The sequence below is a fragment of the Shinella sp. Sh6 genome (genome assembly GCF_055392685.1).
The window spans coordinates 2779948-2800991 of record NZ_AP044005.1; the positions used below are offsets into that span (position 1 = coordinate 2779948).

Consider the following 21044-nt stretch of genomic DNA (forward strand, 5'->3'; position numbering starts at 1 on the left):
ATCCTTGCCGGAAAGCGCGGCCGGGCCGAGGCGCTCAGCGTGTGTGCATGAGGATGTTGACGAGCGTGCCCGCCGGGTCGCGCACGAAGAAGCGCCGCACGCCCCAGGGCTCGTCCGCCGGCCCGTATTCGACCGGATAGCCGCCCCTGACGGCCGCCGCATGGACCGCCTCCACATCGTCCACCTCGATGGAGAGTCCCGGCACCGGCGTGCCGGAACCGCCCTCGGAGGCGAAGCTCACCTGGAGCGGCATGGTGCCTTCGCTGCCATAGGTGGCGATCCAGCCGTGATCCATCAGCGAGGTCAGCCCCAGCACCTCCTCGTAGAACCGGGCGACGGCGGCCGGATCGGCCGTTTCGATATTCGCGACGATGCGTCTGACCTTCATGCGAATCTCCTCAATGAGCGACCGGCACCGCATAGGCCGGCGTCTCCGGCCGGTGCGCCTGCCTGATTTCGCCGACACGCCCGATGATCTTGGGCAGGGATACAAGAATATGGTGGCGCAGCGTCTCGGCCGCCCGCCCGCTGTCGTCCACGTCCAGCGCCCGGAAGACCGCCAGATGCTCGGCGATGAAGGGCTCGTCGGACGGCAGGCGATGCGAGACGCCGATGACATGCTTGCTGACGTTCAGCATGAAGCGGGCGCGCCTCAGCGCGATCAGCAGTTCCCGGTTCGGGCAATAGCCAAGGCATGTGACGTGCAGGTCCGTCTCCAGCGCGTCCATCGCCGCGACCGAGAGGTCGGGATAGAGGGCAAGCGCCTCCTCCAGCCGCTCCGTCATCGCCAGGCGCGCGGCGGGCGGGATGAAGGGTGCGGCCTGCACCAGCGCGACCGGTTCCAGTGCCACGCGGATATCGTGGAGGTCCCGCATGCGGGCCTCGTCGAGCGGAACGAGCGTCCAGCGCATCCGCTCGTCCTTCTCGACGATGCCGAGGGCTTCGAGCCGCGTCAGCGCGTCGCGCGCCACCTGCCGGCCGACGCCGCGGGCGCGCGCCAGTTCCACCTCGTTGATGCGGTGGCGGCCGAAGGCGGAAAGATGCACCATCTCCCGCTCCAGGCTCTCGTAGATCGCCTCCCAGGCGGGCGCCTTGCGCAAGGCCGGCCCTTCGTCGTCGAGGCCGAGCATCTCCGAAGTCAGCATCACGCGCTTCGGCCCGCTCCGCCCCTGCCCCACCAGGAAGCCGCGCCCGTCGAACCGCCGGATCGCACCGGCCGCCTCCAGGAGCGCGAAGGCCTGCCGCACAGGCGTGCGCGTGGAGGCGAAAAGGGCGGCGACCGGCCCTTCGAGCAGCAGGGCGCCCCGCGGCAGGCGCCCGGCCGAGATCGCCTCGGCCAGCACGTCGCGGATGCGCAGGTAGAGCGGGCTCTTGTCCGGCCCCGCGCCCGCCTCTTCCTGAACCGGCTCCATATCCATCATGGCGCGGACCATGGCACGAATGCACCCTGCCGACAACGGTCATGTCCGCGGGCTGCGCCGGCAAGGAAATTGCGCCGCGGCGGCAAAAAATCTCCATTCCTTTCGTGACGCGCGGGGCGTTTTGCGTTAGGGAACCTCTGCTGAGGCTCGCAAGACGGCCACGAAGCGCCCATATGCAGCCGCGTCCACTCGAGGAATTGACCATGCCCGCATATCGCTCCCGAACCACCACCCACGGCCGCAACATGGCCGGTGCCCGCGGCCTGTGGCGCGCGACCGGCATGAAGGACACGGACTTCGGAAAGCCGATCATTGCCGTGGTGAATTCCTTCACCCAGTTCGTGCCCGGCCACGTCCACCTCAAGGACCTCGGCCAGCTCGTCGCGCGCGAGATCGAGGCTGCCGGCGGCGTCGCCAAGGAATTCAACACGATCGCCGTCGACGACGGCATCGCCATGGGCCATGACGGCATGCTCTATTCGCTGCCGAGCCGCGAGATCATCGCCGATTCGGTCGAGTACATGGTCAACGCGCACTGCGCCGACGCCATGGTCTGCATCTCCAACTGCGACAAGATCACGCCCGGCATGCTGAACGCCGCCATGCGCCTCAACATCCCCGCCGTCTTCGTCTCCGGCGGCCCGATGGAGGCCGGCAAGGTCGTCCTCCACGGCAAGACCCATGCGCTCGACCTCGTCGACGCCATGGTCGCCGCCGCCGACGACAAGATGTCCGACGACGACGTCAAGGCCATCGAGCGCTCCGCCTGCCCGACCTGCGGCTCGTGCTCGGGCATGTTCACCGCCAACTCGATGAACTGTCTGACCGAGGCCCTCGGCCTGTCGCTGCCGGGCAACGGCTCGACGCTCGCCACCCACGCCGACCGCAAGCGCCTCTTCGTCGAGGCCGGCCACCTCATCGTCGACCTCGCCCGCCGCTATTACGAGCAGAACGACGATAGCGTGCTGCCGCGCACCATCGCCAACAAGCGCGCCTTCGAGAACGCCATGTCGCTCGACATCGCCATGGGCGGCTCGACCAACACGGTGCTGCACATCCTGGCCGCCGCCTACGAAGGCGGCGTCGACTTCACCCTGGAGGACATCGACCGCCTGTCGCGCAAGGTGCCGTGCCTGTCCAAGGTCGCCCCCGCCAAGGCGGACGTTCACATGGAGGACGTCCACCGCGCCGGCGGCATCATGCGCATCCTCGGCGAGCTCGACCGCGGCGGCCTTCTCCACCGCGACACGCCGACCGTGCATGCCGAAACGCTGGGCGATGCCATCGACCGCTGGGACATCTCCCGCACGAATTCGGAGACGGTGCGCACCTTCTTCCGCGCCGCGCCGGGCGGCATCCCCACCCAGGTCGCCTTCAGCCAGGAAGCGCGCTGGGACGACCTCGACATCGACGGCGAGAACGGCGTCATCCGCTCCGTCGAGCATCCCTTCTCCAAGGACGGCGGCCTTGCGGTCCTTTCCGGCAACGTCGCCCTCGACGGCTGCATCGTGAAGACGGCCGGCGTCGATGAATCGATCCTGAAGTTCTCCGGCCCCGCCGTCGTCTTCGAAAGCCAGGACGCGGCCGTCAAGGGCATCCTCGGCGGCGAGGTGAAGGCCGGCGACGTCGTCGTCATCCGCTACGAAGGCCCGAAGGGCGGCCCCGGCATGCAGGAAATGCTATATCCGACGAGCTACCTGAAGTCGAAGGGCCTCGGCAAGGCCTGCGCGCTCATCACCGACGGCCGCTTCTCCGGCGGCACGTCCGGCCTTTCCATCGGCCACGCCTCACCGGAAGCGGCACAGGGCGGCGCCATCGGCCTCGTGCGCCAGGGCGACATCATCGAGATCGACATCCCGAACCGCACGATCAACCTTGCGGTCTCCGACGCCGAGCTCGCCGCCCGCCGCGCCGAGCAGGACAAGCTCGGCTGGAAGCCGGCCGCCCCGCGCAAGCGCAACGTCACGACGGCGCTGAAGGCCTACGCCGCCTTCGCCGCCAGCGCCGACAAGGGCGCCGTGCGCATCCTGCCGGAATAAGGGCAGCGACCGGCACGGTGCACCAACCCCTCCAAGGGCAACGTATTGCTATGAAGACCCTCTCTGCCTGCCGGCATCTCCCCCACAAGGGGGGAGAAAGGCTGGCAGCACCCTTTTCCCTCGATTTTTGAACGCCGAGTGTGCCGCGGGTTAAGTCCCTCCCCCTTGTGGGGAGGGGTTGGGGAGGGGTCTTCACGAGAAACCCCTCCCCAACCCGCTTTGACATCGACCATAAATGTTGATATCAACCCATACGTCGAAAGCCCGCGAAGGAGGAGTTCCGAGCATGAGACCGGACCACGAGATCGTATCCCGTAAGGAATGGCTGGCGGCACGCAAGGCGCTGCTGTCGCTGGAGAAGGAGGAGACGAAGCTGCGCGACAAGGTGCGCGCCGAACGCCTCGCCCTGCCCTGGGTCAAGGTCGACAAGGCCTACACCTTCGACACGCCCGAGGGGCGAAAGAGCCTTGCGGACCTTTTCGACGGCCGCAGCCAGCTTGTCGTCTACCACTTCATGTACGGCCCCGACTGGGAGGCCGGCTGCCCGGGCTGCTCGTTCCTGGCCGACCATATCGACGGCATGCTGCCGCATCTCAACCATCACGACGTGACGATGATCGCCGTTTCCCGCGCACCGCTGGAAAAGCTCATGGCCTATCGCAGGCGCATGGGCTGGAAGTTCCCCTGGGTCTCCTCCCACGGCAGCGACTTCAATTTCGACTACCATGTCTCCTTCACGAAGGAGGAACTGGCGAGCGGCAAGGTGATGTACAATTACCGCGAGACGCCCTCGGAAGACGCGCATGACGAGCTGCCCGGCCTCAGCGCCTTCTTCAAGGACGAGGACGGCACCGTCTACCATACCTATTCCGACTATGCCCGCGGCGGCGAGGAGCTTCTCGGAACGCTGATGGTCCTCGACCGCGCGCCGAAGGGCCGCAACGAGACCGGCACGCTCAGCTTCGTCAAGCGCAAGGACGAATACGAGGACGCGCCGAAGACGCATTCCTGCTGCGACTGACCCACTCTCCCGGAAGAAGGAACGACCGCATGCACAAGGACTACGGAAAATTCTGCTGGTACGAGCTGATGACGACGGACGTGCCGGCCGCCGAACGCTTCTACGCCTCCGTCATCGGCTGGACGACGCGCGATTCCGGCATGGAGGGCATGAACTACACCCTCGCCTATGTCGCAGACATGCAGGTCGCGGGCATGATGGGCATGCCGGAGGAAGCCGAGGGCATGCCGCCGATGTGGTTCGGCTATGTCTTCACCGACGATATCGAGAAGACGGCGAAGGAGATCGCCGCCAATGGCGGCAAGGTGCATCGCCCGCCGCAGGACATTCCCGGCATCGGCCGCTTCGCCGTCGTCGCCGATCCGCACGGGGCGGTCTTCTCGCTCTTTACCACCGGCAGCGAGGGCGCCCCCTTGCCGGAGATGATGACGCCCGGCCATGTCGGCTGGAACGAGCTGATGGCCGGCGACCTCGACACCGACTGGGCCTTCTACGAGAAGACCTTCGGCTGGACGAAGGACAAGGCCGTCGACATGTCGGAAGGCGGCATGGGCATCTACCAGACCTTCGGCGCAAGCGGCGGGCTTGCCTTCGGCGGCATGATGACGAAGCCGGCCAGCATCCCCGCCCCGCCCTTCTGGGGTTACTACTTCGTCGTGAACGGCCTCGATGCGGCGACGGCGCGCGTCACGGACGGCGGCGGCAGGGTCCTGATGGGGCCGATGGAGGTGCCCGGCGGCGCCTGGATCGTCAATTGCCTCGATCCGCAGGGCGCGCATTTCTCCCTCGTCTCGATGACCCGCTAGAGGCGGCCCATTGGCGCTTGCAATCTTTCTTTGCATTGCACAAACTCTCCCGATGACGGCGCCAGACCGTCACCGGGGGACACAGCACGCATGTCGATCAAAGCCGGCATCCATCACCTTACCCACTACAAATACGACAACCCGGTCCGCCTTGGACCCCAGATCATCCGGCTGAAGCCGGCGGCCCACTCGAGGACCAGGGTCATCAGCCACTCGCTGAAGGTCTCTCCCGAAAACCATTTCGTAAACCTCCAGCAGGACCCCTACGGCAACTACCTCGACCGCTACGTCTTTCCCGATCCGGTCACGGAACTGAAGATCGAGGTCGACCTCGTCGCCGACATGACGGTCTACAACCCCTTCGACTTCTTCGTGGAGGAAGAGGCCGAGCACTGGCCCTTCGACTATCCGCCGGAGCTTGCCGAGGACCTTGCGATCTACCGCACGCCCGAGCCGCTGACGCCGGCCCTTGCCGCCTTCATGCAGACGGTCGACCGCTCGCGCCAGCGCACGGTCGACATGGTCGTCGGCCTCAACGCGCGCCTGCAGCGGGAGATCGGCTACGTCATCCGCATGGAGCCCGGCGTGCAGGCGCCGGAGGAGACGCTGACCGCCGCGCGGGGCTCGTGCCGCGATTCGAGCTGGCTGCTCGTGCAGATCCTGCGCAATCTCGGGCTCGCCGCCCGCTTCGTCTCCGGCTACCTCATCCAGCTCACGCCCGACCTGAAGGCGCTCGACGGCCCTTCCGGCACCGAGGTCGACTTCACGGACCTCCATGCCTGGTGCGAGGTCTATATTCCCGGCGCCGGCTGGATCGGCCTCGACCCGACCTCGGGCCTCCTGACGGGCGAGAGCCACATCCCGCTCGCCGCCACCCCGCACTATCGCAACGCCGCCCCCATCTCCGGCGGCTATTTCGGCAGCGCCAACACGGAATTCGATTTCGCGATGACGGTCACGCGCGTCGCCGAGCATCCGCGCATCACGAAACCCTTCTCCGAGGAGAGTTGGCAGGCGCTGAACGCGCTCGGCCGCAAGGTCGACGACGTGCTTGCAACGCAGGACGTGCGCCTCACCATGGGCGGCGAGCCGACTTTCGTTTCCATCGACGATTTCGAATCCGCCGAATGGAACACCGCCGCCGTCGGCCCCACCAAGCGCGAGAAGGCCGATATCCTCATCCGGCGCCTACGCGAAAGATTCGCGCCCGGCGGCTTCCTGCATTACGGGCAGGGCAAGTGGTATCCCGGCGAGAGCCTGCCGCGCTGGACCTTCTCGCTCTACTGGCGGCGCGACGGCAAGCCGATCTGGCAGGATCCGGCCCTCATCGCCGAGGAAGGTACAGCCCGCCCCGTCACCGAGGAGGATGCCGGCCGGCTCCTCACCGCCATCGCCGGTGAACTCGATATTTCCCCGGAAATGGTGGTTCCCGCCTTCGAGGACCCGTCCGAATGGCTGGTGAAGGAGGCAAAGCTCCCCGACAATGTCGATCCGGCCAATTCGAAGCTGGAGGACCCGGAGGAGCGCAGCCGCATTGCCCGCGTCTTCGACCGCGGCCTGACGCGGCCGACCGGCTACGTCCTGCCGGTGCAGGCATGGAATGCGCAGGCCGGCGGCCGGCACTGGACGAGCGAGAAGTGGCACACGCGCCGCGGCCGCCTGTTCCTCGTGCCCGGCGACAGCCCGGTCGGCTACCGCCTGCCGCTGAATTCGCTGCCCTGGCTTTCGCCCGCCGCCTATCCCTACATCAACCCGATGGACCCGAGCATCGCGCGCGCCGACCTGCCGGACTTTGCCGCCGAGACCGGTCGGCCGCAGCATGCCGCGCATTTCCAGCCCGACGCCGGCGGCCGCCAGCAGCAGACCGAACAATCCACCGACATAAGCGGCCATGTGCGCACCGCCATCTCCGTCGAGCCGCGCGACGGCCGGCTCTGCGTCTTCATGCCGCCGACCGTCGGCGTCGAGGACTATCTCGACCTCGTCGCCTCGGCCGAGCGCGCCGCGGCAAGCCTGGGCCTACCCGTCCATATCGAGGGATACGCCCCGCCGCAGGACGAGCGCATCAACGTCATCCGCGTCGCGCCGGACCCCGGCGTCATCGAGGTCAACATCCACCCGGCCGCAAGCTGGCAGGAATGCGTCGACATCACCACGGCGGTCTACGAGGAGGCGCGCCAGTCGCGCCTCGGCGCCGACAAGTTCATGATCGACGGCCGCCACACCGGCACCGGCGGCGGCAACCATGTGGTCGTCGGCGGCAAGAATCCGGGCGACAGCCCGTTCCTGCGCCGCCCGGACCTTTTGAAGAGCCTCGTCCTCCACTGGCAGCGGCACCCTTCGCTCTCCTACCTCTTCTCCGGCCTCTTCATCGGCCCGACGAGCCAGGCCCCGCGCATCGACGAGGCGCGGCACGATACGCTCTACGAGCTGGAGATCGCACTTTCGCAGGTGCCCGCGCCCGCGGATGGCGTGCCGCCGCTGCCCTGGCTCGTCGACCGGCTGTTCCGCAACCTCCTCACCGACGTCACCGGCAACACCCATCGCTCGGAAATCTGCATCGACAAGCTCTTCTCGCCGGGCGGGCCGACCGGGCGGCTCGGGCTCGTGGAATTCCGCGGCTTCGAGATGCCGCCGAACGCCCGCATGAGCCTTGCCCAGCAGCTCCTCATCCGCGCGCTCATCGCCCGCTTCTGGCAGAACCCTGCGGGCGGCGGCTTTACGCGCTGGGGCACGACGCTGCACGACCGTTTCATGCTGCCGCATTACGTCTGGCAGGATTTCCTCGACGTCCTTGCCGATCTGCGCGCCAACGGCTTCGACCTTCGCCCGGATTGGTTTTCCGCCCAGCTCGAATTCCGCTTCCCCTTCTGCGGCGAGGTGGAATACGAGGGCGCCAATCTGGAAGTCCGGCAGGCGCTGGAGCCCTGGCACGTCATGGGCGAGGAAGGCGCGATCGGCGGCACGGTGCGCTATGTCGACAGCTCCGTCGAGCGCCTTCAGGTGAAGCTGGAGACGATAAACCCGGAGCGCTATACCGTCGCGTGCAACGGCCGGCCCGTGCCGCTGAAGGCGACGGGCATCAAGGGCGTCTCGGTCGCCGGCGTGCGCTACAAGGCCTGGCAGCCCGCCTCCGGCCTTCATCCGGTGCTGCCCGTCAACACACCGCTTACCTTCGACATTTATGATACATGGTCGCGGCGGGCGATCGGGGGCTGCATTTACCACGTTGCCCATCCGGGCGGACGCAACTATGACACCTTCCCGGTAAACGGCAACGAGGCCGAGGCGCGCCGGCTGGCGCGGTTCGAGCCGTGGGGGCATACGGCGGGCAGCTACGGATTGCAGGCGGAAACGCCGTCGGCGGATTTCCCGCTGACGCTGGACCTGCGCCGGCCGCCCGGCCTCTAGCCCCTCTGGAGAGATTGATTGAAGACCACGGGTGCGGAAGCGGAACGCAGGCAGGCCGATGCGGGGCAAGCGCCCGCGCGCGCCTATGCGCCCCTGCCGGGGGTCGCCGATGAAATGGTCGACACCCACGGCGCGGTGCGCCCCGTCTGGCGTCCTTTCCTGAAGGCCCTTTCCCGCATGGACGGGCCGGACCTTGCCGCCCGTTTCGCCCGCGCCGACCGATACCTGCGCGATGCCGGCGTCTTCTACCGCGACTACGGCACGGAGGCCGGCGCCGAGCGCGCCTGGCCGCTCTCCCATATCCCGGTGCTGATCGACGGCGCCGAATGGGAGCATCTGTCGCGCGGCCTCGTCCAGCGCGCCGAGCTGCTCGAGGCGGTGGTCGCCGACATCTACGGCCGGAACGAGCTGGTAGCGAACGGCCTCCTTCCCCCGGCCCTCGTCGCCTCCAACGACGAATTCCTGCGTCCCCTCGTCGGCGTGCAGCCGGCGGGCGGGCATTTCCTGCACTTCGTCTCCTTCGAGATCGGCCGTGGGCCGGATGGCAACTGGTGGGTGCTCTCCGACCGCACGCAGGCCCCGTCCGGCGCGGGCTTCGCGCTGGAGAACCGCGTGGCGACGACGCGCGCCTTCTCCGACGTCTATGCGGAAACCCACGCCCACCGCCTTGCCGGCTTCTTCGGCGCCTTCCGCAACGCGCTGCAGGCCGGCAAATCCGCCGAGGACCGCATCGCGGTCCTGACCCCCGGCCTTGCCAACGAGACCTATTTCGAGCACGCCTATATCGCCCGCTACCTCGGCTTCATGCTGCTGGAGGGCGAGGACCTGACGGTGGTGGACGGCAAGGTCATGGTGCGCACCGTCGCCGGCCTGAAGCCCGTCGGCGTGCTCTGGCGCCGGCTGGATGCGGCCTTCGCCGACCCGCTGGAGCTCAACCAGAATTCCCATATCGGCACGCCCGGCATGGTGGAGGCGCTGCGCGCCGGCTCCGTCACCTTCGTCAACGCGCTCGGCGCCGGCATCGTCGAGACGCGCGCCTTCCTCGCCTTCCTGCCGAACATCTGTCGCCATCTCTTCGGCGAGGAACAGCGCCTTCCCTCCATCGCGACCTGGTGGTGCGGCCAGGAGGGTGAGCGCGCCCATGTCGCGGCCAATATCGAGCGCATGGTCATCGGCCCGGCCTATTCGACGCATCCCTTCTTCGACGACAATGCCCGGTCCGTGCTCGGCTCGACGCTCCGCGAGACGGCGCGGCAATCCATCGCCGAATGGCTGGCGAGCGACGGCGCCAAGCTCGTCGGGCAGGAAGCCGTGACGCTCTCCACCACGCCCGCCTTCGTCGACGGCCGGCTGACGCCGCGGCCGATGTCGCTGCGCGTCTTCGCCGCCCGCACGCGGGACGGCTGGCAGATCATGCCCGGCGGCTTTGCCCGCATCGGCGCAGGCGACAATGTCGCGGCCATCGCCATGCAGGCGGGCGGCTCGGCGGCGGACGTGTGGATCGTCAGCGGCAAGCCCGTCGAGAAGACCTCGCTGCTGCCGGGCGAGGAGACCTTCACCCGCAACCTGCCGACCAGCCTGCCGAGCCGGGCTGCCGACAACCTCTTCTGGCTCGGCCGCTATATCGAGCGGGCGGAAGGGGCGCTGCGCATCCTGCGCGCCTGGCACGCCCGCTACGCCGAATATGCCGACCCGGACCAACCGCTCCTCAAGGACGTCAGCGCCTATCTCGCCGCCCTCGACATCGACACGGCCGAGGCCGTGCCGACGAGCCTCATCCGCAACATCGACAGCGCCGTCTTCTCCGCGAGTGCCATCCGCGACCGCTTCTCGCCGGACGGCTGGCTGGCGCTCACCGACCTTTCCAAGACCGCCCGCCGCTTCCATGTCAGCATCCAGCCCGGCGACGACGCGGCCCGCGCCATGACCGTCCTGCTGCGCAAGCTCGCGGGCTTTGCCGGCCTCGTGCACGAGAACATGTACCGCTTCACCGGCTGGCGCTTCCTCACCATCGGCCGTTATCTGGAGCGGGGCCTGCACATGACGCGCCTGCTCGGCTACATGTCCGGCGAGGACGCGCCGGACGGCGCGCTCGACATGCTGCTGGAGATCGGCGACAACGTGATGACCCACCGCCGCCGCTACAACGTGGCGACCGCGCGCCTCACCGTCACCGACCTCCTCGCACTCGACCCGCTCAACCCGCGCTCGATCCTCTACCAGCTCGACGAGATCAAGGACGAGGTCGAGCAGCTTCCGCACGCCTACGACAACGGCCAGATGTCACCCTTCTACCGCGAGGCCATGCGGCTTCACGCGGGGCTTGCCGTGCTGACGCCGGAAGCGATGACGGATACGGTCTACCAGCGCCTCGAGGCGGACCTGGAGCACCTCTCCGACATACTCGCCCAGACCTATCTGAGCTGACCGGAGGACGGCGGGACCCATGCTCTACGACGTCAACCTCCATATAGGCTACCGGTACGACACGCCCGTCTCCGGCGGGCGGCACATCCTGCGCGTGCTGCCGCTGTCCATCCCCGGCCGCCAGCGCCTCGTCGCCGGCACGGTCGGCGTCACCCCGGAGCCCGGCGAGCGCGTCGACCACCGCGATTTCTTCGGCAATCCGATGAGCGCCATCCTCTTCCGCAGCGCGCATGAGGAGCTCGACATCCGCATGCATGCGCGCGTGCAGGTCGATGCGCCGGAGCCGGCGGCCGATTTCTCGCCGCGCGTCGCCGATCTTGCCGGGGAGATCGCCGGCTGCTGGTCGCTCGATCCCGCCTCGCCCCACCATTACACCGGCCCGAGCCCGCGGCTGAAGGATTGCCCGGAGATCGCCAACTATGCCCGCACCGTCGCCCGGCCGGACATGACGGTGCGCGCCATCGCGGCGGCGCTCTCGGCACGCATCCACAAGGACTTCACCTACGACCCCAAGGCGACGGGCGTCGACACGACCCCGCGCGAGGCCTTCAAGCTGAAGCGCGGCGTCTGCCAGGACTTTTCCCATGTGATGATCGTGGCGCTGAGGAGCCTCGGCATTCCCGCCGGCTATGTCAGCGGCTTCCTGCGCACCATTCCCCCGCCGGGACAGGAGCGGCTGGAAGGGGCGGACGCCATGCATGCCTGGGTGCGCTGCTGGTGCGGGCGCATGAACGGCTGGGTGGAGATCGACCCCACCAACGACATTCCCGCCGGCACCGATCACATCGTCGTCGCCTACGGCCGCGACTATGCCGACGTCGCGCCCGTCATCGGCGTTCTCAAGGGCTACGGCCAGCACCGCACCAGCCAGGCGGTGGACGTCGTGCCGCTGCAGCCCGCCTGAAATCCCGTTTGGAAACAACGGCAAAGACCGGAATTTCGCGATCGCGGCAATTTTACGAAAACTATACCACGCCGCCGAACCGTTAAATAACACTTCGCTGCTAGCTTTCACCCACATTATGACGATGGCGGGTGGATTCTCATGACGAAGAAGACCGGAAAACGAAGCCTGATCTCACGGATCATGGGGGATCGCGGAGGCAATTTCGGCCTGATGACGGCCTTTGCCCTGCCGGTCATCCTCGCCGCAGGGGGCGTCGCCATGGACCTTACCAACATGGTACTGACCCGCGCCGAACTGCAGGACGCCGCCGACTCCGCGGCGCTCGCGGCTTCGTCCGCCCTCTCCAACGACAAGAAGACCGTCGCCCAGGCGAAGGAAATCGCCGAGAACTTCTTCAAGACGCAGATGGCCACCAGCCAGATCGACAGCGACGGCTCCGCAGCCACCGCCGCGATCGACATCGAGGAAACGCCGATCGCCGGTGGCGGCAAGGCGTTCAAGGTCAATGTGGCCACCTCCTATACGGTCCAGTTCAACCCGCTCACCCGACTGCTTGGCCAGACGTCCTCGGTCGTCGCAGCCAGCAGCACGTCCGAAAGCGCGACGGGATCGAAGAATGCGCTGTCCATGTTCCTCGTGCTGGACCGGTCCGGATCGATGTCCTTCGTGACGGACGAGATCGACACGGTAAACTCGTCCTGCCAGAATTTTACGGAAGACAACTGGGGTAAGAATCCCAAGTGGTCGAGCCCTTGCTACATCCGCAAGATACAGGCCCTCAAGACCGCAGTGGCCGGCTTCGTGAAGGTGCTCGATACGGTCGACCCGACCAAACAGTATGTGCGCACCGGCGCCATTTCATACAACGACCAGACACAGGCCGAAACGAAGCTCGCCTGGGGAACGAAGGGCGTCCTCAACTACGTCAACGCGCTGCCCAATCCCACCAGCGGCGGCACGGATTCGCACACCGCCTTCGCACAGGCGCTCGAAAAGCTCGCTCCGACGGATACGTCCAAGGAAACGGAAATCCCGGCTCACGCGAAAAAGAGCGGCCTTACGCCGGTCAAGTACATCCTCTTCATGACGGACGGCGAGAACACGAGCTACGACCAGTGGACGAACGACGCCATGGCGAACAAGTCCGATACCGACACGCTCGCGTCCTGCACCGCGGCCCGCAAGGCCGGCGTCAGGGTCTATACGGTCGCATTCATGGCCCCAAAGCGCGGCCAGACGCTTCTGAAGAGCTGCGCGACGACCACCGAGGACTATTATGAGGCGAAGAACATGGCCGGCCTCATCGCCGCCTTTGAGGAAATCGGCAAAAGTGCAGCCTCCGCCATGTCCCGCCTGACCCAATAGGCCGGAAACGCTTCTCCATACCGGCCCGCTGCGCTCCGCGCGGCGGGCTTTTGCGTGTTTCAGGCATATCGGAAATACCTGCGGCCTTTCTTGAGAAGGCATATTGCAAGCGCTTCGGATAGATGCATAAATTGATTTAAACGCCGCTTCCGCGTCGGCGGAGGCCCGAAATGCGAAGGGGTAATGTTCGCCGATGATGAACCGGGTTACCAACAACGATCTAGCCCCCGCCCCCCGCTCATCTGACCGTGAACAGCTCGCGACAGAGCTTCTGGAACGTCTGAAATACCGTATCGGCAAGGACCCCAAGGTCGCCAAGCCGCATGACTGGCTGACCGCCGCCATCCTCGTCGCGCGCGACCGCATCACCGACAAGTGGATGGATTCGACCCGCCGCACCTATTCGACGGGTGCCAAGCGCGTCTATTACCTCTCGCTCGAATTCCTCATCGGCCGCCTGATGCGCGACGCCATGACGAATATCGGCATCATGGACGAAATGCGCCACGCGCTCGCCTCGCTCGGCGTCGACCTCGACGTCATCGCGGAGATCGAGCCGGACGCCGCGCTCGGCAACGGCGGCCTCGGCCGCCTCGCCGCCTGCTTCATGGAGAGCATGGCGACGGTCGACGTGCCGGCCTACGGCTACGGCATCCGCTACGTGCACGGCCTCTTCCGCCAGCAGATGGCGGACGGCTGGCAGGTGGAGCTGCCGGAAACCTGGCTCGCCCACGGCAATCCGTGGGAATTCGAGCGCCGCGAAAGCTCCTACGAGATCGGCTTCGGCGGCGCGGTCGAGACCATCAACATCGGCGAGGACAAGCAGCGCTTCGTCTGGAAGCCGGCAGAGCGGGTCATCGCCACGGCCTACGACACGCCGGCCGTCGGCTGGCGGGCAAAGCGCGTCAACACGCTGCGCCTGTGGGCGGCGAACCCCATCGACCCGATCCTGCTCGACGCCTTCAACGCCGGCGACCATATCGGGGCGCTGCGCGAGAGCAACAAGGCGGAGAGCCTGACGCGCGTGCTCTATCCGGCCGACGCCACGCCCGCCGGGCAGGAATTGCGCCTGCGGCAGGAATTCTTCTTCTGTTCGGCCTCGCTGCAGGACATCCTGCGCCGCCACCTCCAGCAATATCCCGATTTCAGCTCGCTGCCGGATGCCGTCGCCATCCAGCTCAACGACACGCACCCCGCCGTCTCCGTCGCCGAGCTCGTGCGTCTCCTCACCGACGTGCACGGCCTCGATTTCGATATCGCCTGGGACCTGTCGCGCCGCACCTTCGCCTACACCAACCACACGCTCCTGCCGGAAGCGCTGGAAAGCTGGCCGGTGCCGCTCTTCGAGCGCCTGCTGCCGCGCCACATGCAGATCGTCTATGCGATCAATGCCAAGATCCTCGTCGAGGCCCGCAAGGACAAGGGCTTCGAGGACCAGCGCATCCGCAACATCTCGCTGATCGAGGAATCGGGCGAGCGCCGCGTGCGCATGGGCAACCTCGCCTTCGTCGGCTCCCATTCGATCAACGGCGTGTCGGCGCTGCACACGGACCTGATGAAGGAAACGGTCTTCGCGGACCTGCACAAGCTCTATCCCGACCGCATCAACAACAAGACGAACGGCATCACGCCGCGCCGCTGGCTGATGCAGTGCAATCCCGGCCTCTTCAACCTGATCCGCGAATCGATCGGCGACGGCTTCATGGACGATGCCGAGGCGCTGAAGGCGCTCGATCCCTTCGCCGACGACAAGGATTTCCAGGAGAAGTTCGCGCAGATCAAGCGGGAGAACAAGAACCGCCTCGCCAACCTCGTCGGCAGCCGCATGGGCGTGCGCATCGATCCGGCCGCCATGTTCGACATCCAGATCAAGCGCATCCACGAATACAAGCGCCAGCTCCTCAACATCATCGAGGCCGTGGCGCTCTACGACCAGATCCGCTCGCATCCCGAACTCGACTGGGTGCCGCGCGTAAAACTCTTCGCGGGCAAGGCGGCGCCGAGCTACCACAACGCCAAGCTGATCATCAAGCTCGCCAACGACGTTGCCAAGGTGATCAACAACGACCCGGCCGTGCGCGGCCTCCTCAAGGTCGTCTTCGTCCCGAACTACAACGTCTCGCTCGCCGAGATCATGGTTCCCGCCGCCGACCTTTCCGAGCAGATCTCGACGGCCGGCATGGAAGCCTCCGGCACCGGCAACATGAAGTTCGCGCTCAACGGCGCGCTGACCATCGGCACGCTCGACGGCGCCAATGTCGAGATGCGCGACCATGTCGGCGCGGAAAACATCGTCATCTTCGGCATGACCGCCGAGGAAGTGGCAAAGGTGCGCGCCGAGGGCCACAATCCCCGCGCCATCATCGAGCAGTCGAGGGAATTGTCGCAGGCGCTCGCCGCCATTTCCTCCGGCGTCTTCTCGCCGGACGACCGCGGCCGCTTCACGGGTCTCGTCGACGGTATCTACAATCACGACTGGTTCATGGTGGCAGCCGATTTCGACGCCTATTCCAAGGCCCAGCGCGAGGTGGATGCCCTGTGGAGCGACAAGCCCACCTGGTATTCCAAGACGATACGGAACACAGCCCGCATGGGATGGTTCTCCTCAGACCGTACAATTCGCCAATACGCCAAGGAAATCTGGGGAGCCTGATGACCGCACCGCCGAAAAAAGGCACGACGGAAACACCGTCAGAGCTTCTGGCGAAGACGGACATCGACGCAATCCTGGAAGGACGGCACTGGGACCCCTTCGCCGTCCTCGGCCCCCATGCCGAGGGCGACAGGTACGTCACCCGTTGCTTCCTGCCCGGCGCCGCGGAGGTAACCGCCGAAACGCTTTCCGGCAGGCAGATCGGCACGCTCACGCAAATCCATCCGGACGGCATCTTCGCCGGCGAGGTTTCCCTGCGCAAGCTCCAGCCGGTCCGCTACCGCGCCCGCAACGAGGGCGGCGAGTGGGTGGTGACGGACCCCTACAGCTTCGGCCCGGTCCTCGGCCCGATGGACGACTACTATATCCGCGAGGGCTCGCACCTTCGCCTCTTCGACAAGATGGGCGCCCATCCGATGACGCTCGAAGGCGTCGACGGCTTCCATTTCGCCGTCTGGGCGCCGAACGCCCGGCGCGTCTCCGTCGTCGGCAATTTCAACGAATGGGACGGGCGGCGCAATCCGATGCGCCTTCGCCGGGATACCGGCATCTGGGAAATCTTCCTGCCCGGCATCGCCGAGGGCCATGCCTACAAGTTCGAGATCGTCGGCGCGCAGGGCGAGGTGCTGCCGCTGAAGGCGGATCCCTTCGCCCGCCGCTCGGAACTGCGCCCCGCCAACGCCTCCATGACGACCGGCCCGATCGAGCAGGTCTGGGAGGACGAGGCGCATCTTGCGCACTGGGCCGCCGCCGACGCGCGCCGCCAGCCGATCTCGATCTACGAGGTCCATGCCGGCTCCTGGCAGCGGCACGACAACGGCAGCTTCCTCACCTGGGACGAGCTTGCCGACCGGCTGATCCCCTATTGCGTCGACATGGGCTTCACCCATATCGAGTTCCTGCCGATCTCCGAATATCCCTTCGACCCGTCCTGGGGCTACCAGACGACGGGCCTTTATTCGCCCACCGCCCGCTTCGGCGAGCCGGAAGGCTTCGCCCGCTTCGTCAACGGCTGCCACAAGGTCGGCATCGGCGTCATCCTCGACTGGGTGCCGGCGCATTTCCCGACGGATGCCCATGGCCTCGGCCACTTCGACGGCACCGCGCTCTACGAGCACGCCGACCCGCGGCAGGGCTTCCACCCCGACTGGAACACGGCGATCTACAATTTCGGCCGCGCCGAGGTGCTCTCCTACCTCATCAACAACGCGCTCTACTGGGCCGAGAAGTTCCATCTCGACGGCCTGCGCGTCGATGCCGTCGCCTCCATGCTCTACCTCGACTATTCGCGAAAGCACGGCGAATGGGTGCCGAACGAGTACGGCGGCAACGAGAACCTGGAGGCCGTCCGCTTCCTCCAGTCCATGAACGCCCACGTCTATGCCGGCCATCCCGGCATCCTGACGATCGCCGAGGAATCCACCTCCTGGCCGAAGGTCTCCGCGCCCGTCCATGACGGCGGCCTCGGCTTCGGCTTCAAGTGGAACATGGGCTTCATGCACGACACGCTGCAATATCTCTCGCGCGAGCCGGTGCACCGCAAGTTCCACCACAACGACATGACCTTCGGCCTGCTCTATGCCTTCACGGAGAACTTCGTGCTGCCGCTCTCCCATGACGAGGTGGTGCACGGCAAGGGCTCGCTGATCGCCAAGATGACCGGCGACGACTGGCAGAAATTCGCGAACCTCCGCGCCTATTACGGCTTCATGTGGGGTTATCCCGGCAAGAAGCTGCTGTTCATGGGCCAGGAATTCGCGCAATGGCAGGAATGGAGCGAAGCGCGCTCGCTCGACTGGAATCTCCTCGAATACCCGCTGCACGAGGGCATGCGCCGCCTCGTGCGCGACCTCAACGGTACCTATCGCCGCAAGGCGGCGCTGCACGCCCGCGACTGCGAGGGCGACGGCTTCGAATGGCTGATCGCCGACGACCGCGACAATTCGGTCTTCGCCTGGCTGCGCAAGGCGCCGGGCGAAAAGCCCATCGCCGTCGTCACCAACTTCACCCCCGTCTACCGCGAGAACTACGCCGTGCCGCTGCCGGCGGAGGGCCGGTGGCGGGAAATCCTCAACACGGACGCCGAGATCTACGGCGGCAGCGGCAAGGGGAACGGCGGCGCCGTCGAGGCGAGAAGACAGGCAACAGGAAGGATTGCGGCCACGATCACGCTGCCGCCGCTGGCGACGCTGATGCTCGAGCTGGACGCTTGAACAAGAGGGAATTTGACGCAGCTCCGGACAGAAACATTTGCCGGACCTGCTCTCGTCGGGAGGAGACACCATGGAGCAAAAGCGCATTCAACCCCTCGCCCGTGATGCGATGGCCTATGTGCTGGCGGGCGGGCGCGGCAGCCGCCTGAAGGAACTGACCGACCGGCGCGCCAAGCCCGCCGTCCATTTTGGCGGCAAGGCCCGCATCATCGATTTCGCGCTTTCCAATGCGCTGAATTCCGGTATTCGCCGCATCGGGGTGGCGACCCAGTACAAGGCCCATTCGCTGATCCGCCACATGCAGCGCGGCTGGAACTTCTTCCGCCCGGAACGAAACGAGAGTTTCGACATCCTGCCGGCCAGCCAGCGCGTCTCCGAGACGCAATGGTACGAAGGCACCGCCGACGCCGTCTACCAGAACATCGACATCATCGAGGATTACGGCGTCGAGTACATGGTCATCCTCGCCGGCGACCATATCTACAAGATGGACTACGAGCTGATGCTCCAGCAGCACGTCGATTCCGGCGCGCAGGTCACCATCGGCTGCCTGGAAGTGCCGCGCATGGAAGCGACCGGCTTCGGCGTCATGCATGTCGACGAGAAGGACGAGATCATCGCCTTCGTGGAAAAGCCGGCCGACCCGCCGGGCATTCCCGGCAATCCCGACATGGCGCTCGCCTCCATGGGCATCTACGTCTTCCACACGAAGTTCCTGATGGACCTCCTGCGGCGCGACGCGGCCGACCCGACCTCCAGCCGCGACTTCGGCAAGGACATCATCCCCTATATCGTCGAGCACGGCAAAGCCGTCGCCCACCGCTTCACCGCCTCCTGCGTGCGCTCGGATTTCGAGCGCGAGGCCTACTGGCGCGACGTCGGCACCATCGACGCCTACTGGCAGGCCAATATCGACCTCACCGACATCACGCCGGAACTCGACATCTACGACAGCTCCTGGCCGATCTGGACCTATGCGGAGATCACGCCGCCGGCCAAGTTCGTGCACGACGACGAGAACCGCCGCGGCTCGGCGATCTCCTCGCTGGTCTCGGGCGATTGCATCATCTCCGGCTCGACGCTGCACCGCAGCCTTCTCTTCACCGGGGTGCGCGCCAATTCCTATTCGCGCCTCGAAGGGGCGGTGGTGCTTCCCAACGTGATGATCGGCCGCCACGCGCAGCTCAGGAACGTCGTCATCGACAGCCGCGTCGTCATCCCGGAAGGCCTTATCGTCGGCGAGGACCCGGAACTCGACGCCCGGCGCTTCCGCCGCTCGGAGAACGGCATCTGCCTCATCACCCAGACCATGATCGACAAGCTGGAGCTATAGCCCGGAAATGAACATCCTTTCGGTGGCATCCGAAGTATTCCCGCTCATCAAGACGGGAGGCCTCGCCGACGTCGCCGGCGCATTGCCGATCGCGCTTGCCGGGCATGGGGTGCACATGCGCACCCTCATGCCCGGCTATCCCGCGGTCATGCAGCGGCTGGACAAGGTCGAGACGGTCGCCACCTTCGACGACCTCCTCGGCGTGCCGGCCCGCATCCTCGCGGCCCGGCACGAGGGCCTCGACATCCTCGTCCTCGACGCGCCCGACTTCTTCGACCGCCCGGGCGGACCCTATACGGATGCCACCGGCAAGGACTTCGTCGACAACTGGCAGCGCTTCGCCGCCCTTTCCTTCGCGGGCGCCGAGATCGCCCGCGGCCTCCTGCCCGGCTGGCAGCCGCATGTCGTGCACGCCCACGACTGGCAGGCGGCGATGACCGCCGTCTACATGCGCTATACCGGCCTCCAGCACATTCCGACCGTCGTGACGGTGCACAACCTCGCCTTCCAGGGCCAGTTCGGCGCGGACATCTTCCCCGAGCTCGGCCTGCCGCCGGAGGCCTTCACGGTCGACGGGCTCGAATATTACGGCGATGTCGGCTTCCTCAAGGGCGGCCTTCGCACCGCCTGGTCGATCACCACCGTCAGCCCCACCTACGCCCACGAGATCATGACGCCGGAATACGGCATGGGCCTCGAAGGCCTGATCAATGCCCGCGCGAGCGACCTCGTCGGCATCGTCAACGGCATCGACACCGATGTGTGGAACCCGGAGACCGACCCGCATGTCGCCCGCACCTATGCCGCCGGCTCGCTGAAGCAGCGGGCGGCCAACCGGCGGGCGCTCGCCGAGCGGTTCAGCCTCGAACAGGACGACGGGCCGATCTTCTGCATCATCAGCCGCCTCACCTGGCAGAAGGGCATCGACCTCATCGCCGAGGCCGCCGACTGGATCGTCAGCCAGGGCGGCAAGCTTGCCGTGCTCGGCTCGGGCGACCAGGGCCTCGAAGGCGCGCTGCTCGCCGCCGCCTCGCGCCACCGCGGGCGCATCGGCATCGTCATCGGCTACAACGAGCCGCTGTCGCACCTCATGCAGGCCGGCGCCGACGCGATCCTCATCCCCTCGCGCTTCGAACCGTGCGGCCTCACCCAGCTCTACGGCCTGCGCTACGGCTGCATTCCCGTCGTCGCGCGCACCGGCGGGCTTGCCGATACCGTCATCGACGCCAACGAGGCCGCCCTTTCCGCCCGCGTCGCCACGGGCTTCCAGTTCACGCCGATCAATGCCGAGGGCCTGCGCCAGGCGCTGCGCCGCGTCTTCAAGGCCTGGCGCGAGCCGAAAGTCTGGGCCCGCATCCAGAACCAGGGCATGAAGTCCGACGTCTCCTGGGAAAACAGCGCCGTGCGCTATGCCGACCTTTATTCCAGCCTTCTTTCGCGAGTATGAG

13 protein-coding genes are annotated in these 21044 nt (G+C 66.5%); 11 read left to right on the plus strand and 2 right to left on the minus strand.

Annotated features, from left to right (window positions below; all coding sequences use genetic code 11):
- Window positions 1–34: 34 nt before the first annotated feature.
- The gene (locus tag ACZ5TO_RS13340; RefSeq protein WP_464798415.1) at window positions 35–388 is read right to left on the minus strand and encodes a VOC family protein; all 354 of its coding nucleotides are present in this window, start codon (window positions 386–388) and stop codon (window positions 35–37) included.
- A gap of 10 nt (window positions 389–398) precedes the next feature.
- The gene (locus ACZ5TO_RS13345; RefSeq protein ID WP_464798416.1) at window positions 399–1421 is read right to left on the minus strand and encodes a GntR family transcriptional regulator; all 1023 of its coding nucleotides are present in this window, start codon (window positions 1419–1421) and stop codon (window positions 399–401) included.
- Between the two features lie 203 nt (window positions 1422–1624).
- On the opposite strand from ACZ5TO_RS13345, the gene ilvD reads away from it, so the two are divergent.
- The 11 genes from ilvD (at window position 1625) to glgA (ending at window position 21043) form a co-directional block, all read left to right on the plus strand.
- On the plus strand, window positions 1625–3460 hold the full coding sequence (ilvD, locus tag ACZ5TO_RS13350; RefSeq protein ID WP_184143968.1) for a dihydroxy-acid dehydratase: 1836 nt from the start codon (window positions 1625–1627) through the stop codon (window positions 3458–3460).
- 286 nt (window positions 3461–3746) lie between these two features.
- Complete coding sequence (locus ACZ5TO_RS13355; protein ID WP_464798417.1) at window positions 3747–4481, plus strand: DUF899 domain-containing protein; 735 nt, start codon at window positions 3747–3749, stop codon at window positions 4479–4481.
- A gap of 29 nt (window positions 4482–4510) precedes the next feature.
- Entirely contained in the window at window positions 4511–5287 is a 777-nt protein-coding gene (locus tag ACZ5TO_RS13360) for a VOC family protein (RefSeq protein ID WP_464798418.1), read from the plus strand.
- A gap of 90 nt (window positions 5288–5377) precedes the next feature.
- Window positions 5378–8698, plus strand: a complete 3321-nt coding sequence (locus ACZ5TO_RS13365) for a transglutaminase family protein (RefSeq protein WP_464798419.1) — start codon at window positions 5378–5380, stop codon at window positions 8696–8698.
- A gap of 18 nt (window positions 8699–8716) precedes the next feature.
- Complete coding sequence (locus ACZ5TO_RS13370; RefSeq protein WP_464798420.1) at window positions 8717–11125, plus strand: circularly permuted type 2 ATP-grasp protein; 2409 nt, start codon at window positions 8717–8719, stop codon at window positions 11123–11125.
- Between the two features lie 19 nt (window positions 11126–11144).
- A complete protein-coding gene (locus ACZ5TO_RS13375; protein WP_464798421.1) occupies window positions 11145–12029 on the plus strand; it encodes a transglutaminase family protein in 885 nt (294 codons plus the stop codon).
- Window positions 12030–12242: 213 nt separating this feature from the next.
- Window positions 12243–13397, plus strand: a complete 1155-nt coding sequence (locus ACZ5TO_RS13380; protein ID WP_464798422.1) for a vWA domain-containing protein — start codon at window positions 12243–12245, stop codon at window positions 13395–13397.
- 193 nt (window positions 13398–13590) lie between these two features.
- Window positions 13591–16050, plus strand: a complete 2460-nt coding sequence (locus ACZ5TO_RS13385; protein ID WP_343059475.1) for a glycogen/starch/alpha-glucan phosphorylase — start codon at window positions 13591–13593, stop codon at window positions 16048–16050.
- On the plus strand, window positions 16050–18263 hold the full coding sequence (glgB, locus tag ACZ5TO_RS13390; protein ID WP_464798423.1) for a 1,4-alpha-glucan branching protein GlgB: 2214 nt from the start codon (window positions 16050–16052) through the stop codon (window positions 18261–18263). The genes ACZ5TO_RS13385 and glgB overlap by 1 nt, the downstream gene beginning before the upstream one ends.
- 70 nt (window positions 18264–18333) lie before the next feature.
- Window positions 18334–19596 carry a glucose-1-phosphate adenylyltransferase gene (glgC, locus tag ACZ5TO_RS13395; protein WP_184143955.1) on the plus strand — a complete coding sequence of 421 codons (1263 nt, stop codon included), beginning with the start codon at window positions 18334–18336 and terminating at the stop codon, window positions 19594–19596.
- Between the two features lie 7 nt (window positions 19597–19603).
- Window positions 19604–21043, plus strand: coding sequence for a glycogen synthase GlgA (gene glgA, locus ACZ5TO_RS13400; RefSeq protein ID WP_464798424.1), 1440 nt, complete (start codon window positions 19604–19606; stop codon window positions 21041–21043).
- The last annotated feature ends 1 nt before the right edge of the window (window position 21044 follow it).